At 63.7% G+C, this 16,795-nt stretch carries 10 protein-coding genes; 6 read left to right on the forward strand and 4 right to left on the reverse strand.

Going from position 1 to position 16,795, the window contains the following annotated elements; all coding sequences use genetic code 11:
• Window positions 1-424: 424 nt before the first annotated feature.
• Window positions 425-1,945: a B12-binding domain-containing radical SAM protein gene (locus LZC95_46190; protein ID WXA93833.1), complete on the reverse strand. Its 1,521-nt coding sequence runs from the start codon at window positions 1,943-1,945 to the stop codon at window positions 425-427.
• Window positions 1,946-2,052: 107 nt separating this feature from the next.
• Between LZC95_46190 and LZC95_46195 the strand changes: the two genes are divergently transcribed.
• The 5 genes from LZC95_46195 (at window position 2,053) to LZC95_46215 (ending at window position 9,136) form a co-directional block, all read left to right on the forward strand.
• Window positions 2,053-2,853, forward strand: coding sequence for a hypothetical protein (locus LZC95_46195; protein ID WXA93834.1), 801 nt, complete (start codon window positions 2,053-2,055; stop codon window positions 2,851-2,853).
• Window positions 2,854-2,925: 72 nt separating this feature from the next.
• Entirely contained in the window at window positions 2,926-5,550 is a 2,625-nt protein-coding gene (locus LZC95_46200) for an amidohydrolase family protein (GenBank protein WXA93835.1), read from the forward strand.
• Between the two features lie 116 nt (window positions 5,551-5,666).
• Window positions 5,667-6,689, forward strand: coding sequence for a hypothetical protein (locus LZC95_46205; protein ID WXA93836.1), 1,023 nt, complete (start codon window positions 5,667-5,669; stop codon window positions 6,687-6,689).
• A gap of 146 nt (window positions 6,690-6,835) precedes the next feature.
• Window positions 6,836-7,891 carry a tellurite resistance/C4-dicarboxylate transporter family protein gene (locus LZC95_46210; GenBank protein ID WXA93837.1) on the forward strand — a complete coding sequence of 352 codons (1,056 nt, stop codon included), beginning with the start codon at window positions 6,836-6,838 and terminating at the stop codon, window positions 7,889-7,891.
• Between the two features lie 87 nt (window positions 7,892-7,978).
• Complete coding sequence (locus tag LZC95_46215) at window positions 7,979-9,136, forward strand: hypothetical protein (protein WXA93838.1); 1,158 nt, start codon at window positions 7,979-7,981, stop codon at window positions 9,134-9,136.
• A 10-nt stretch (window positions 9,137-9,146) separates the two neighbouring features.
• Here LZC95_46215 and LZC95_46220 read toward each other — a convergent pair whose 3' ends face one another.
• Window positions 9,147-10,016: a glycoside hydrolase family 43 protein gene (locus tag LZC95_46220; GenBank protein WXA93839.1), complete on the reverse strand. Its 870-nt coding sequence runs from the start codon at window positions 10,014-10,016 to the stop codon at window positions 9,147-9,149.
• The gene (locus LZC95_46225) at window positions 10,013-12,889 is read right to left on the reverse strand and encodes a beta-galactosidase (GenBank protein ID WXA93840.1); all 2,877 of its coding nucleotides are present in this window, start codon (window positions 12,887-12,889) and stop codon (window positions 10,013-10,015) included. The genes LZC95_46220 and LZC95_46225 overlap by 4 nt, the downstream gene beginning before the upstream one ends.
• Before the next feature lie 310 nt (window positions 12,890-13,199).
• Here LZC95_46225 and LZC95_46230 point away from each other — a divergent pair, with 310 nt between their 5' ends.
• The gene (locus LZC95_46230) at window positions 13,200-16,211 is read left to right on the forward strand and encodes a serine/threonine-protein kinase (protein WXA93841.1); all 3,012 of its coding nucleotides are present in this window, start codon (window positions 13,200-13,202) and stop codon (window positions 16,209-16,211) included.
• Here LZC95_46230 and LZC95_46235 read toward each other — a convergent pair.
• A complete protein-coding gene (locus LZC95_46235; GenBank protein WXA93842.1) occupies window positions 16,206-16,784 on the reverse strand; it encodes a hypothetical protein in 579 nt (192 codons plus the stop codon). The two genes, LZC95_46230 and LZC95_46235, sit on opposite strands and share 6 nt — an antisense overlap.
• Between the last annotated feature and the right edge of the window lie 11 nt (window positions 16,785-16,795).

The following is a 16,795-nucleotide window of genomic DNA, read 5'->3' on the forward strand; positions in this document are numbered from 1 at the left end:
CGACAGCGGCCTAGAGGCGACAGACATGCGCACTGGAAGGCGCAGAAAGTGTGGCGTGCTCGCGAATCCCAAGCCAAAGCGCCACGGTGGAGGCCTTGCCGGGCTCGTTTCTGCGAATGGACCGCGCGGATCTACAACGCCCGACGGCGGCATCGCTCATGCAAGGTCGCCCGTGTCAGTCGCGGAGGGGAGAGAGAGACCGCGGTTCATGCAAAGCGCATTTCCAGCTCTGGTCGGGTTCCTCGTTCTTTTAGGTGTAGCATGCTGGTTCGACGCCCACGCGAGTGAGATCGCGAACGGTGTCGGCGGCAACTCGAGCGACCAGCTCGTGCAATCCGCTGCATCGCCAACAACCAACACCGCCCCCTGACCTTCTCGGGGGGAGGGCTTCAACGGATCATCAGACGCATCCAGGTTAGAAAGGCTAAACCTGCGCGATGGCGAGGCTGCGACGCGGCTTGGCCGTCGTGGGCGCAGGAAGCGAAGCAAAGGCCCGCTTGTAGTCGGCAAACCGTCCGCCCTCACGCACGGCGTCGATAACTGCGAGGCCTTCCGCTTCGCTACCTTGCGCAAGCACGTATTCCACCCACGCCCATTTCGCGCTCGTGGAGCGAACATCGACGCGCCCTTTGAGGCCGCGACGCAGCCGCTCGAGCCGATCTTGCACCACCTTGATGCCCGCGAACGGCTTGCCGTCCAGCGGGGTATTGCGCTTTGCGCAGAAGGGCGCGATCCCCAGCGACAGCGGCACGATGCGCGAGAGCTCCGTCGAGAACGTGATGCACTCGTCGATGTCGGCGTCCGTCTCGTTGGGAAGCCCCACCATCAAGTACAACTTGAGGCGCTCCATTTTGTGCGCCTTCGCCAGCTCCGCGGCGCGGAGCAGGTTCTTGACGCGTGCGCGCCGCTCCAGCGATTCGCGCAGGCGATCGCTCGGGCCATCCATGGCGGTGGTGAGCGTCTTGTAACCGCCGCGTTTGAGCGCGGCGACGAAGTCGTCGTTCAATCGATCGGGGCGCAGCGAGGAGAGGCCCACCTCCGCGCCGCGATCGGCGAGCGCGTTGACGATTTGCGTGATGCGCGGGTGATCGCTCACCGCCGCGCCGACCAAGCCAACGCGCCGCGCATCCTCGGGAATGGTCTCGAGGATCCGATCCATCGACACGAGGCGCATGCCTCCGTTGGTCGAGCGCCGCATCACGCAATAGGTGCACGTGCGCGAGCACCCGCGCTCCGTCTCGATGAGGAACATGTTCGAGAGCACGGAGTGCGGCGTGCGGATGGGCGACCACGCAGGCAAGAGCGCGTTGTCGACTTTGGCGACGACCGGCAAATTCACGCCGTGATGCGCGGGCACGAAGACGTGGGGAATGGCCGCGAGGCGCTCGAGCGTGCGCGCGCGGGATGACGAGGAGGGCGCGCCCTCGGTCGCCTCGCTGCGCAGGACATCGAGCACGGGCTCGATGAGTTCCTCGCTCTCGCCGACGATGATGGCGTCGACGATGCCCGCGAGTGGCAGCGGGTTGGAGAACGTGAGCGGCCCGCCGGCGAGGATGAACGGGTGCCGCTCGTCGCGCTGGGTGCGGTGCGCGGGGATGTTTGCCGCGTCCAGCATGCGCACGAGACCGGCGATCTCGAGCTCGTAGGCGACGCTCACCGCCACGATGGGAAATTCTTCCAGTGGCCGAAGGCTCTCGTAGGTGCGCGGGCGCGCCTGGACCGAGAGGTCCTGCTCGGCTTCGTCGTCGAGGAAGACGCGCTCGCAGGCAAAGCCCGGCATGTCGTTGATCGCGCGGTAAATACGCTGGAAGCCGAGCGAGCTCATCCCTGCGCCGTACGGCGAGGGGTACAGCATCGCGACGGTGGTGGGGGCTTCCTTGGGGCACCGCCCGACCTCGTCGGCGAGCCGACGGCGGACGAGTGCTTCGAAGGATGCGGCCGACATTGTGGGACTCTTCGTGAGCGATCTTCCGCCACAAAGCAAGGCGATGGTGCATTGCTCGCTTCGATTCGCGAGACTTGGGGAGACGACGTAAGAGGAGAAACACCGACGTGACGACCGACCCCAACACTTCCCTCGCCCGATTTTGCCTGACCCTCGAAGAATTTCGCCGGACGCCCGACGGACGCGTCCGCGGCGAACGCGAGTTCGTGGCCCACTTTTTCGCGCACGACGCGAAAGAGGCGACCGATCTCGTCTTTCGTCACCTGCCGCGCGAGGTGCGCGGGCCGATTCTTTCGAACTGGAAGATCCGCGGGCAGAAGACGGCCCTGCGCGACGACGACGCGAAGGTGAAAGAGGCCGTGCACGATGCGTTGGTCTCGGGTGACATCGATCCGCAGACCTTCGAGATCGGCATCAACGCCGAGACGTTGGTGCGCTGGGTGCCGCTCTCGGATTGGTGGTCCTTCTGGCGCGGGGGCAATCTGTCGGAGCGCGCGATTCTGAAGGCGCTGTCGACGGCCTACGAGCTCGGGCTCTTCGATGCGGCGTGGTTCCTCTCCGCGCTCGAAGCGCCGGCCGCGGTGCAAGATCCCGGGCGCGCGACGCCGCTCAACGGCATCGAGGTGCTGTCGGAGGGGTTGTCCAAGGCCGATCTCACGGAGTGGGTGCGCGCGATCCATCAAAGCGCCGACGGCTCACCGCGTGGGTTGGTGGCGACGCTGGGATGGGAGAAGATCGTGCACTTCACCAAGGCGCCCATCTTGATTGCGGTGCTCGACGCGCTCGCGACGAAGACGGAGCTGACGAAGACGTCCCTGCTCTCGGGTGCGGCGTCGGTGGAGCCGGTAGCGCCGGCGTCGGACCAAGACGGTCCGCGGGACGAGATCGATGCCGTGTTTCTGAATTAATCCTCGGTTGTCCTTTTCACACGGCCGTTGCTGCAATGTCGGGTGCGCCAAGGTAAGGTGCATGCCGGCTGTATGCGCTCTTCCAAGTATTTCCTGGGCCTTGCTCTTTTCTCTCTCGCAACGGTGGGGCTCGCGGTGGCGCCCCTGGTGTCGGGCTGCACGGACCAAACCGTGGACCGGCCCGCGCGCCTCGTGCGCGATGCCGGGGGCGATCGGCCGGAGCCAAGCGGCGATTCGGATCTGAAGCCGAATGAAGCGGTGAAGGTGACGGAGTGTTCGCGGCCGGCGCTGGTGGCGCCGGCGTCGGGCACGTGCCAGGTGACCAAGCCCGGAACGGGGGCGCGCGTGTTCCAAGGCACCGTGCTCTTGCCCGACGAGACGCTGCACCGGGGCGAGGTGGTGATCGGCGAGGACGGGAACATCGTTTGCGGTGCGTGCGATTGCTCGGGGACGCCCGGCTACGCGGCCGCGAGCATCGTGCAGTGTGCCGACGGGGTGATTTCGCCAGGGCTCATCAATCCGCACGATCACATCACGTACGCGAACAACGAGCCGGTGGGGCACGGGACGGAGCGCTACGCGCATCGGCACGAGTGGCGGATCGGGCAGAATGGGCACACCAAGCTGACGTACAAGTCGAACGCGTCGCAGAACGTGGTGCGTTTCGCGGAGTTGCGTTTCGTGATGGGCGGCGTGACGAGCATCGCGGGCGCGGGCGGGCAACCGGGGTTGGTGCGCAATCTGGACAGCTCCGATCCGGTGCAGCTCGAAGGGCTGCCGGTGCTGCCGGCCGATTCGGACACGTTTCCGCTGGGCGACAGCAACGGGACGACGCGCACCTCGGATTGCACCTACGGCACGAGCCGGACGAAGACGTCGGCCGTGCAGGCGCTCGATGGGTACCTGCCGCACATCTCCGAGGGCATCAACGTCGAGGCGCACAACGAGCTGGCGTGCAGCAGCGTCGACGATGCGACGCAGAACAAGTACGACTTGCTGGGCCGGCAGACGGCGGTGATCCACGGCATCGCGGTGACCGAGGCGGATGCGGTGGTGTTTCGCAAGAACCAGACGTCGCTCGTGTGGTCGCCGCGCTCGAACATCGATTTGTATGGGAACACGGCGCCGGTGACGTTGCTCGACGCGGCGGGGGTGCGCATCTCGCTGGGGACGGATTGGGTGCCCAGCGGCTCGATGAACATGCTGCGCGAGCTGAAGTGCGCCGATGATTTGAATACGAAGTACTTTGGAAAGCACTTCTCCGATTCGGATTTGTGGCGAATGGCCACGGAGAACGGAGCCTTCGCCGCGGGGGCGCAAGGGCTGATTGGCGCGATCAAGCCGGGGTACGTGGCGGACATCGCGATTTTCAGCGGGAAGGAAAAGAAGGACCATCGCGCCGTGATCGAGGCGGGCGTCGAGGACGTGGCCCTCGTGTTGCGCGGCGGGAAGGTGCTCTACGGCGATGCGGCCCTGCTCGACGATCCGGTCATCGGGGGCGCGGCGTGCGAGGCGATCAACGCGGGCCAGGGCGACGTGTGCGGCGTGGCCAAGAAGGCGTGTGTCGCGCAAGACATCGGCGGTGACGTGACCTTGGACGGCCCCAAGGGCATCAAGCCGGCGGGCGAAGCGTTTTATCCGCTGTTCTTCTGCAAGGGGACGGCGCCGAAGAACGAGCCCTCCTGCACACCGTACCGCGAGGAATACAAGGACGGGCCGAAGGACGGCGACCAAGATGGCGACGGCGTGGCCGACGCCGCGGACAACTGCCCGTCGATTTTCAACCCGCCGCGCGGCGTGGACGGGGACGAACAGGCCGATGGCGATGGCGATGGCCGCGGGGATGCGTGCGATCGCTGCCCCGGCGACGCGGCGAACACGTGCCCCGTGCGCGGGGGCGCGGCGCAGAACCAAGACGGAAAACCGCCGATCGACGCGAACGATACGGACGGCGACGGGGTGGCGAACGGCAAGGACAACTGCCCCGAGCAGGCCAATACGGACCAAGCCGACGGCGACGGCGATGGCTGGGGCGATGCCTGCGACAAGTGCAAAACCGCGAATGCGGGGGCAACGCCGTGCGCCGTGACGGTGGCGCAAATCCGCAATGCGGAGACCCCGGAGCACCCGAAGCAACACGGCATCGTGCGCATCGCAGATGCGTACGTGACGGCGCTCACGCCGTACGACGACAAATCGCCGCTGGGGTTCTACGTGCAAACCGGCACGGAGGCCTACAACGGCATTTACGTGCTGACGGGCTCGAACCGGTATGGCGTAGCCCTCGGAAGCAAGGTCAAAGTCGAGGGCTTCTACCTGGAGAACTTCGGCGTGAGTCAGATCAACGCCTCGCGCGTGATCATCGATGGAACCGAGACGAAGATCTTCGACCCCATCGAGGTCGCCGTTTCCGACATCATCACCGGCGGCAACAAAGCCGAGACGTACGAGTCGATGCTCTTGAAGATCAATGCTCCGCTCACGGTGACGGACAACGATCCCGACAAGGGCGTCAAATCGAACGAGTTCGTGGTCACCGGCGGCCTGCGCATCGATGACTTGATTTTCACCAAGTTCAAAGACGGCGTCCCGGCGATTGGGACGGCGTACAGCAGCATGCAGGGCATCCTGTATTACTCGTTCAGCAACACGAAGCTTGCGCCGCGCAACGCCGCCGATATGCCGAAGGCGCCGTAGGCTCCAGCTCGACGGCGCCCCTCGCCACACATTTCGAGCAACTGTTTCCACCCGAGGACGAATCTTCTCTCGTGGAACGTCGCTCGCGGGCGGCGTCGCGAGGAGGGCTTCGGGACATGCGAGTGGCCAAGGGCGGTATCAATGAGACATCCGGCGGCATGGGACGGCGCATCGTGCGCAAGGTGGCACCGGCACTCGCGATTCTGATCTTAGGCGCCTCGGCCTGCGCCTCGTCGACGCAAACGGCTCATCCCGACGACGGCGTCAAAGGCGCGAGGCCCGGCGAGCCGGAGATCGCGTACCGAGCGCGCATCGTGATCGGCGGCCGCTCCGAGCAAATCGACAAATGGACCGATATCGTGGTTCTCGGTGGGGGCGAACCGCAAAGGCAAGGGTGCGAGGCGCTCCTGAAGGACGAGTCGAAACGGCTCGCGAAGACCGGGGCGCGAATCTCCACGGAGCGGGTTTGCGCGTTGATGGCGCTTCCGAACGTGCCCGCGGTGTACACCGGCCCGTCCTTCGTCGAGCGCATGCTCCTTCGCAACGAGAATCGCGACCACGAAAACTGGTTGATCGACCGACGGGCCATGACCGACATGGACCTGGCCATGGCCGCGGCCAGCGCCGGAGACAATGCCGCACCACCCGAGGACTCGTTTTCGACGGACACGGTCGCGGAGGTCATCACCTACACACGCTTTGCCTCCGGCTCTGCCTGCAGCGACGCCCTGCATCGGTTGCTCCAGAAGAAACGCGAAAAGGAGCAGGAGGAGGGTTTGGCGATCCAGGACTTCTTCCAAAGCAAAGTCGACGAGTTCGTGGCCGAGCAAGATAGAGCCAATCGAGAACAAGTCGCGCTCCGCAACAAATGCTCGCAATTGCGCATGGATTCGCGGTGGGATTGTCGAAACACGGTGGTGCAGCCCGTCCAGCGAGACGCGCGCGGTTTGGTCGTACGCACATATGACTGCCCGAACCCGCAGCAACGTGCATCGGAGCTCGAATCGTGTGAGCGAGCACTGCAAGCCGCTGAAGCCAAATCGCAGGGCGCCCAGCGGTCGGCGGCGTTCTTTCGAGATCGAGCAAACCGGCGGCACCCTCGGGCAGAGTCGATCGAGCCGATCTGCCAAGAGCAATGATGGGCGGTCACCGGTCACGCAGGTGTCATCCTCACACGGCGTGATCGGTTGACGCTGGCGAGCCGCGCGGTAATTGGCAAAAAGCGCGAACGCGTCATCGAAAATAGAAAGGGCGGCGCGGACCGTTACGTTACCTTCGCACCGAAATGAACCCGACGCGTGGGAACGAGGCTTCCGTCCTCGCGCAGATGCATCCGGCGTATTTCGCGTTGGTCATGGCCACCGGCATCGTGTCCATTGCCGCGCAGCTGCTCGACTTGCATCGGTTCGCCGTGGCCCTGCTGCCGCTGAACGCGTTGTTTTACGTGGGCTTGTGGGCGCTGACGCTTTCGCGCATCGTCTGGCATCGCAAACACGTGCTCGCCGATCTGCTGCACCATGGCCGTTCGGTGGGATTCTTCACCACCGTTGCGGCCACGTGCGTCTTCGGGTCGCAGTGCTTCGTCATTGCGGGTGCGTGGACCGTGGCGGCGATACTTTGGTTTCTGGGAATCGGTCTGTGGGCGATCCTCACGTACGCCATCATCGCGGTGATTACGGTGAAATCCGAAAAGCCGACGCTGGCCGAGGGAATCAGTGGGGCCTGGTTGCTCACCGTGGTGTCCTCCCATTCCATTGCCGTATTGGGAGCCCAACTCGCACCGCGCTTTACCCACTACGCGGCGCACGCGTTGCTGCTTTCGCTGGCGACGTGGCTCGGTGGTTCGATGTTGTACTTTTGGATCATCTCGCTCATCTTTTATCGATATACCTTCTATTCTTTGAGCCCCGGCGATCTCGCGCCACCCTATTGGATCAACATGGGCGCAGCAGCCATTGCGACGCTCGCGGGCTCCATGCTCGTCGCAGCGTCCGCGCATTCGCCGGTGCTGTTGCAGATTTTACCCTTCGTGCGAGGCTTCACGTTGTTTTGGTGGGCCACCGCCACATGGTGGATTCCCATGCTGGCCATCCTCGGCATTTGGCGACACGTTTGCCGAAGGTTTCCATTGCGGTACGATCCGCTCTATTGGGGCGCGGTATTTCCGATGGGAATGTATACGGTGTGCACCGTCCGGCTTTCCCAGGCCATCGATGCGCCTTACCTGATGGCCATCCCGCGCGTGTTCGTCTTCGTCGCCCTGGGCACGTGGTGCGTCACGCTCTACGGCATGGTCTCGCGTTTCGCGCGCCAACTGCGCGGGAGCAATTCGGCCGCGTAACGCGCCATCTTCCAGCCCAGGGCGCCATCGATACGGCACCGACGCGGCCGTCGAAAGGCCGCGCCGCGCGGTGCGTATGGACTGGGCATGCGCACACGATGGTTGGAGAAACCGAATCGGATGCCTTGGACACTGGTGAGCGTGGTGCTCGTCGCCATGGTTTCGGCGCTCGTCGCTTGCGGGATATCGAGTGACACGTCCCAGGACGTTTCGCAGCCGTCCCAGTATACCGTCGCCGCGGCGCCCCACACGTATGCCGGCCTCGATGCGCACGACGGGACGATGCTGCTCTACCAGGGCACCTATTACTTGTACGGTACGCGATATGGCTGCGGCTACCAATGGCGCGTGCCAAATACACCCTTCTGCGGATTCGGCGTTTGGACCAGTACGGATTTGACCAATTGGGCATACCGCGGTTTGCTGTTTCAGCCCTCGGACCGCAATTACTGGAACAACGACGAACCCTGGAATACGACGTGCGGGGCCGGCGGCGAGGGATGCTTCAATCCGCGCATGGTTCAACGCCCTGACGGCGTATGGATCCTCTGGTTCAACGCGCCGCGCGACTTCGCGACGAAGGGCAACAATGCCTATTATGCCATGGGCTGCAACGGCCCACTCGGTCCGTGCGGTGACAATGCGGGGCCGCCCCATGGCACGACCCACAAACCGGCGCCCATGAATCATTGCCATGGCAATGGCGACTTCTCCATCGTCACCGGCGGGTCGACCGCCTATATTTATTGCACGCTTTCGGACCAGACGCTGTCCGTCGAGCAATTGGATGAGTGGTGGTCCAACGGCTCGAACACCGGCGCGAGCAAACTCGCAGGTCTCACCAATGTGGAGTCGCCCGGGGTCTTTCAGGCACCGGATGGAACCTGGATCATGACGTACAGTGATCCGAATTGCGGATACTGCTCCGGCGACGGCACCGGCTACGCCACGGCGCCCTCTCCGCTGGGGCCGTGGTCCGCCCCCGCCAATACGGGATTTGCCGCACCCGGTACGGGGCGGCGGGCTATCTCGGCCAATTCGTGTGGGGGGCAACCGCGCACCGTGTTCACACTCGAAGGGCAGCCCTTCGAGTGGATCGACCTGTGGGGTAGTTGGTCGGGCGATGCTCGCAACCAGACGCGCGCGAGCATTCACCTCGAGCCCATCATCGCGGCGCCCCCCTACGACAAGCCCTCGGATGGAACCCTCTTTGCCGGAGGAATTCAGCCGTTTGCCTGCCGCTGAGCGGATCGTTTTACTCCTTCAGCACGGTGAGATGCCGTACGAATCCGGTGAGGGCCGGAAGTTCCTTGGGCGCCGACCAGCTGGCGAATCCGTCGCGGCTGTCGCTGTACCAGTATTTCCCGGCCGAGTAGCCGTCGTAGTAGATGCGCCAGGCGCCGTTGTCGAGCCGAACGAGCGCCGGCCCCTCGACGTACGAGCCGAAGCCCGCCCAGTCCCCCGTTTTTCGAAACGTGTACGGGCCGGTGAGGCTCGAGGCGGTGGCGTACTCGATGTACTTCGTGGTCTCGTTCTTGGTGAAGGCGTGGTACGTGGAGCCAATCTTCACGAGGAATGTGTCGATGTAATTTGGCCCGATGCCGGAGAGGAGCGCCGGCGTGGACCAAGCCGTGAGCGAGGCATTGGTCGCCGTGAGCTTGTACGGTTTGAAGGTCCACTCGCCCTCGGCTGCGGTGGATGCCGACACGATGACATGGACGCTGCCGTTCGTATCGACGAACCACTCCGGCGCCCACGCTCTCTGGAGCCCGTCGATTGGAACGGTGTAATCGTAGAGGAATGTCCAATTGACGCGATCGGTGGAGCGCGCAAAGCCAATGGTGGTGGACAGCGCCGACCAAGTGCGGGTGGTGTACGTCAAATAGTAATAGCCATCCGTATGCCGAAAGATGCTCGGATCGCGGATCGATCCCGAGGGCGGGGTGTACGCCGGCCCTTTGAGCAGCGAGAAGTTCGTGCCGTCCGGCGACTCGTACACGTACATGTTCGACTCGCTGCTATTGGTGAAGGCGCTCATCGTATAGCGCGTGGCATGTGCGGTGGCCGGCGTAGCCGCGCAAAGAAGCGCGGCCAGGACGAGAAAGCTTCGGCGCGACGTGCTCATGGCGCCCCTGCGGACGACACCAGGTCGACGAGCGAAACGTGACCGAGGCCGCCCGTGCCATCGTCATCGCCCCACGAGGCCACGGCAAGGGTGTTGCTCCCCCGGGTGCGCAGAATGCCAGTGGGAATGACGAACACGCGCTGCGGGCCAACGTCGTTGATGTAGCGCCCGATGTTCCAGCCATTGACGAAAATTTGGAGTCGATACCGGCGTTTGGGATCGTCGGTGATGCGCAGGCCAATCGATGTCTCGGGGCCCTGGGGCACGTTCAGGGAAAACTCGGTGCGGTACCAGCTGATGCCCGGCGTGGGTTCGGTGGCCGGCAATGTCGTTTTCGGCCAATCGCGATCCGGATAGCCGGGAAGCGACCAGCCGGCGCGCTCGCCGAACAGGCCTCCATTGTTGAAGGGACCACGCACGGGATCCGCCAGGTCCTCGCCACCGAGATTGCCTTGTATCTTCCAGGCAAGGGCTGGCGCCGCGCCCCCCACGAGCGAGGCGGAGGTCAAGCCGCGGGGCTCCTTGTGCGAGTCATTGTGGTTCCAATCCTGATTATGGCCCATGTTTTCGACGAGCACCGCGACCACGTTGTCGGCGCTGGGCCGCAATGCCCCTGCGGGAATCGAGAACGCGTGCGCACCGTTTCCGCTCGCGCCGAGGTAAACCCCATTCAACCATGCCGCGTATTTGCCTTGGGTGCCGGTGGTCGCCGAAAGCGATACGCCCGTCTCCGCGCCGGTCGCGCGAAAGTGCCCGCGGTACCAGACGTCGCCGTGGTGAAATCCGTATTCGTCGGCATAGAGCACGGGCTGGCCCGCGGGTGGCTTGGTCGGATTGTTGGTCGTCGTGCGATTGGCGGCGACCCAGGAAGCGTCATCGAAGTCGGGCGCGCGCTCCGGCGTCTCATAGCGATGCCGCCATTGGGTCAGCTCGGGCAAGCTCACGGGCGCGGGCCCGTCGAGGTGACCGAGCAGCGTACCCGATGGGGTCCTCGTCGTGCGAACGGGGCGGCCATTCCACAGAACGGTGGCTGTGGAGGGCGGCGCCCATATTTCCAATTCGCCCGCTTCGCGCGTCTCGCCGGACAGCGCCAAGGTCGATCCGAACACGCGAGCGTCGCGAACCAAATACGGACCGCGCTCCAACACCGGCCCGGCGGCCGTGTCCTGCCGCCAAGAGGCCGCCGACGAAGCCGTGTCGGCAATGAGCAATTCGAGCGGCCTCGCCCCACCCTCGATCCGCACCCGCGCGAGCCCGGAATGACGGTAATTCAGGCGCAGATCCTTTCGATCGGCATCCCACGTTGCCGTGACATCACCCGATTCGACGGTCACCTTGGGGGCTGCGGCATAGCGCAATACGGTCTCACCCTCCTGCCCCGTCGTTCCATGAATCAGCGCCACATCGCGGGCACCGATTCGGGCGTGGGTCATGATCTCCGACGTCGAGTACACCCAACGCTGCGCCCCGAGATCGTAACCGGCGACCAACATCTTGGCCTCACGGCCAGCGATCTCGAGAGTGCCCGACTGGGGCACCGTGGCGTACGTTCCATCGGGGCCAGACAACGGGAATGTCAGCTGATCTCGAGCCGTCGACGTCGTGTCGGCGTGGGCCACGAGAAGGAATTGCGTCTTCGTATCGGGATTGACGTTCGTGCGAATACGAATCTTCGCGTTGGACGCCGTGAGATCGGGCCCGTAATCCGTTTTCGAGAGAGGCTCCACCGCATGAACGAAGTAGCCCATGCGCTTGAGTTGATCGTATTTCGCGGTCAGCTGGCGGGACTCGCGAATGGCCGAGCCGTAATCGTACGACGTGTAGACGACGCCGGGATCGGGTAGCCATCCCCAGCTGGTGCCCCCGAAGGTCATGTAGAAATTCTGCAGGGTGGCGCCGGAAGCGATGTTGCCCTTGTAGAAAATACTCTCGAAGTCCGGTCCCGTGAGCTTTTGGCACTTGTCGAAGCCCGGCCCTCCCCAAGGATCGAACGCTCCCCCCTGGAACTCGGCGATGAACATGGGCGTGTTCGGCGATAGTCCGCGCGTCCATCGAAAATCGGGCGCGGGCTTCCAGGTCTCCGGATTGGAACAGTCGAAGCCCTGCGGATAGCCGTCGAACGCATACATGTTCGGCCCGCCCAAGGTCCCCGGCTTCCAGTTGCCCGCGGGCCATACGTCGTTGTGGAAGAGTGGGACCTTGATGCCGTCCGCACGCGCTTGGTCGATGAGTGCCTGCATGTACTGCGCGTCGAGCGCGCCATTGCTGTACTCGTTCTCGATTTGATAAAGAATGATGGGCCCGTGGCCGTCGGTGAATTGATGACGTGCGAGGATGGCATCGACGTGCCGGAGCCATTCCTTGGATGCCTCCAAGTAGTCGGGCGCGGTGGTTCGAGCCTTGCCGGCTTGGGTCACGAGCCATCCCGGGAAGCCGCCGGCGTCGGTTTCTGCATTGATGTACGGCCCCGGGCGGGCGATCACGTAAATACCGACTTCTCGCGCGATTTCGAGAACGGCATCGATGTCGCGGATGCCGTTGAAATCGTAGACACCTTGCTTCGGCGAGTGGAATCCCCAGTCGAAGTAAATGGATACGGCGTTGAAGCCCGCCGCCTTCATCTTTTGGAGCACATCGCGCCACGAATCCGGGCTTGGCAATCGCCAATAATGAAACTCTCCCGACCACACGTACAGCCGCTTACCGTCGATCTTCAGCGAATACCCATCGTAGTCGATGGTGTGGCCTCCCGCCGTCGAGAGGGCGGCCTGCTCGTGCGTCGAGGCGTCCTCCGTGGTGCTGCACGCTGTCAACGCGATCGCTGCGACGGATGCTGCGGAAACCGATAAGCCGAGCGCCTTCCGGACGTTCATCTTAGCTCTTCCTTCCTAGCCACGTTTGCCGCGGTCTGGTCCAATCATTGGATGATTCGAACGGGTCGCTACTTCACGGCATCGGTTCGAGCCGGTCAAGGAGAAGTTTCCTCCGAGCGCTCTTGCGGACGGTCATCATCAAAAAGTCCTTGCGCGTGAATGGCAATCGAACGAATTCGAAATCGGCATTGGGCCCGACCTCTTTTGGAATCGATTCGAGTCGATTCGATGGGCGCCGCTGAGCTTGTATCAGCACACGTCGCGACTGCCTTGATTTTCCTCGACACTCAGCGCAGCGTCACCATCGATCATGCCCTGCCCTTCGCACGAAGAACTCCTCGCGCTGGCCGAGGGAGCCCTGGACGAAGCCTCACAAGTATCCATCCAGGCGCACGTGGCGGAATGCGCGAGCTGCAAGCGCGCGCGGGAAAGGCTGGCTTCGCAAAGCGCTCCGAGCCAGACACTGACATCGCACGCGCGCTCACCGGCCGATCGCCCAGGACGGCACCGTCGTGCGGACTCTGCCACGATTCAGCCGGGAACGTATGTCGGGCGCTACCTGGTGATCGACTTGATCGGGACCGGCGGAATGGGCAGCGTGTACCGTGCCTACGACCCAAAGCTCAATCGCAATGTTGCGGTGAAGCTGATTCGGGTCCGCTCCAGCGATGCCGAAGACGCTCCGCGACCGCGCCTTTTACGGGAGGCGCAGGCGCTGGCCAAAGTGGTTCACCCCCACGTCGTCAGCATCTTCGACGTCGGTGAGTTTTCCGAGCAAGTGTTCTTCGCCATGGAGCTGATCGAGGGCAGCACCTTGCGCGACGTGATGCGCCGTCCCGAGCAGGACAAGCGGAGACTGTTGAAGCTGCTCGATCAAGCGGGCCGCGGGCTCGCGGCGGCGCACGCTGCCGGGCTGGTGCATCGGGACTTCAAGCCCGAAAATGTGCTCATCGATCGCGAACAACGCGTCAAGGTGGCCGACTTCGGGCTTGCGCGAGCCATCGATGCGCAGAAATCCGAAGATCTCGTGTCGGTGCCGCCCGGAGAGTGGGCGTCGGTGCTGGATCGCCGCATCACGGAAACCGGCGCATTCATCGGGACGCCCGCATACATGTCGCCGGAGCAATATCTGGGATTGCGCACCGATGCCCGGAGCGATCAATTCAGCTTTTGCTGCGTGACCTACGAAGCATTGTTCGGCCGGCATCCATTCCTCGGCAAAAATGGAAAGATTTCACCGGTGGCCCTCTGCGCGGGCCAAATCGAAGTACCGGGCCGGCGCTCCGACCCGGGCTATTTGCCCGTGCTGCGCCGAGGCCTTTCACGCGACCCGTCGAATCGATATCCCTCGATCGAGCACCTGCTCGATGCATTGGCCGGCGTTCCACGACGGCGGCAACGGCGTATCGTCGGGATTGCCGCCGCGGTGTGCGCGGCGGTTGGGTTCATCGGTGTGCCAATCATTCAAAAGCATCGCGCGCAGCGCTGCGAAGCGGCCGCGACGCAGGCGCTCGCCGATATCTGGGACACGCCACGACGGGTAAAAGTCGAGAATGTATTCGGCGGCGATGGCAAAGCCTTCGGCCGCGATATTTGGCAAAGGGTCGCGAACACGCTCGACGCGTATGCCAATCAATGGACGCAGACGAGCGCGGAGCTTTGCCGGAACACGGAGTGGTGGCGCAACGAGGACAATGCGATGCACAAGCGATCATCGTCGTGCCTCGATGAGCGGCGCCGCGAATTGCGCGCCGTGACCGACGTGCTCTCCGGTGGCGACCGAGACGTGCGCCTTCGTGCGCCCGACATGCTCATCCAACTCGGCTCGCTTTCGGCGTGCACGAACGCGGCAGCGCTCGCGGCCACGCCGCTGGCCGCGTACGACAAAGCGACCGCGGCCAGCGTGGAGCGCATTCGTGATCTTCTTGCACAGAGCCGGGCACACAACGATGCACGTCAAGTCGCCCCAGGTGAGGAGGCTGCACGGCAAGCACTCGAGTTGGCGCGCACACATCACCAGCAGGCGCTCGTCGCCGAATCGCTCTATCGACTGAGCCAAGCGCAGAGCACGGGCAACAATTTCGAGGCGTCGGAGTCGAACATCGTTCAAGCGCTCGCCGAGGCCGAGGCAAGTGGGCATGAACGGCTGTTGCCGCTCATCTGGAACCAATTGATCATCATCGTCGGTTTCGAGACGGATCGTCCCAACGAGGTCGAACGTCTGCTTCCATGGGTCGAGTCGATGGTGAAGCGCATCGATCCCGAAGGGCCAGCACATATCGAATTTTCGTTCGTGCGTGGTCTCCTCGAAAAGGAGCTCGGGCATTACGAGCGCTCGATCGAGCTGTTCAATGCGGCTCTGGAAATGTCGCGGCACGCATTCGGCGAAAACGACATACGCCGTATCATGATTTACCAGCAGCTCGCCATTTCCGAGCGAACCATCGGGCAACTCGAGGCAGGGGCGGCGCATGCGCGCGCGGCCCTGGCCGAGGCGGAGGCGATGTTCGGCCCCGAGCATCCGCAGAATATGAAAACCCTATCGCTCTTGGCCCGTATCCTGAGTGAACAGGGCGACAGTGCCGGCACTCGCGCGGTCGCGGAGCGGACCTTGCGCATCGTCGAGCAAGTGTCCTCGGCCGAGAACCTCGATCCCGATGTGCCGGTTTCCCTTTCTGAAACCGCCAATGCGCTTTTGGCCGATGGCCAGCCGGCCGACGCATTGCCTCTCTTTCGTCGCTCGTATGACCTATTTCCGGTGAAGACCACCGATGCGACGGTCTCGCTGGCGGGCATCGCCCGGTCCGAGGAGGCGCTCGGGCATCTGGAGGCCGCGCGCACGACGTTCGAGCAGGTGCTCGCCGTCAATCGACGGTTGCTCGGTCCTGGACATCCGGGCACGCTGACATCCGGCGCGCGGTTCGGGCGGGTCTTGCGCAGTCTGCATCGCGAGGGCGATGCGCTGCAGCTCTGCACGCAGCTGCTCGCGGACGGCGAGCGCAAGGCCGGGCCCCAAGGGGTGGCCATCGCCATGGCCCTCTCGTGTGTCGGTGAAAGCTACGAGCAACTCGGCCAACTTCCCAATGCGCTCACGGCACTGGAGCGAGCCAAGAAGCTTCTCGACGGCGAGAAAACACCGCGACGGGAGAATCGCGCCGTCATCGATTTCGCGTTGGCACGCGTTCTATGGCAAACGGGCGCCGATCGCGAGCGCGCCCGGCGCCTGGCCACCGAAGCCGCCGACGACTACCAACACGCGGGCCGCGCCAACGCGCAGAATGCCGTCGCCGTGCAATCGTGGTTGGCGAAGGCCGCGTTATAGCGATTCCATCGACCTGAGCTCTTTTTCTTTCGCGTCCAGGAAGGCCAGAAGTGCGGCTTCACCCGGAAGGGCGTCGCGAATGGCGTGCAAGATGTCGATGCCTTGCACCCTCCCGATCTCGGACAATCGCTTGACGATGATTGCGCGAAGGCGGAGAAGCGTCTCGACGGAATTGCCCAATTCCCAGAGAGATACGAAATCATCACGCGCAAGGGTCACGTCCAGGGCATCGACCGCAGCGCGATAACGTCCGAGACGGACACGGGTCGTATCGCGCAGCAATCCCTTTTCGAGGATGAGATTGTATTGCGCAATCGCGGGCCCAGGCCGACGCATTCTTTCATACGCTAGGGCAAGGGCGAGCCGTGCTTCTCCCCACTCGGGTCGCTGCGAAAGCAGCTCGAGCAAGAATACACGTATTTCGGATTCTTCGGCGACCGACAGATTCGCAAACGAATAACGGCTGCTCTCCCCTTGCGCCAGCGCGTTCCGGTAAGCGTCACGCGCAAGCGCGAACCGATTCTCGTCCAGGTACCTCTCGGCCAATTCCAGAAGAGACTCTTTGGAGGCCATCTGCAGCTCCC

It is taken from the genome of Sorangiineae bacterium MSr12523 (assembly GCA_037157775.1).
Taxonomy (GTDB): Bacteria; Myxococcota_A; Polyangia; order Polyangiales; family Polyangiaceae; genus Pendulispora; species Pendulispora brunnea.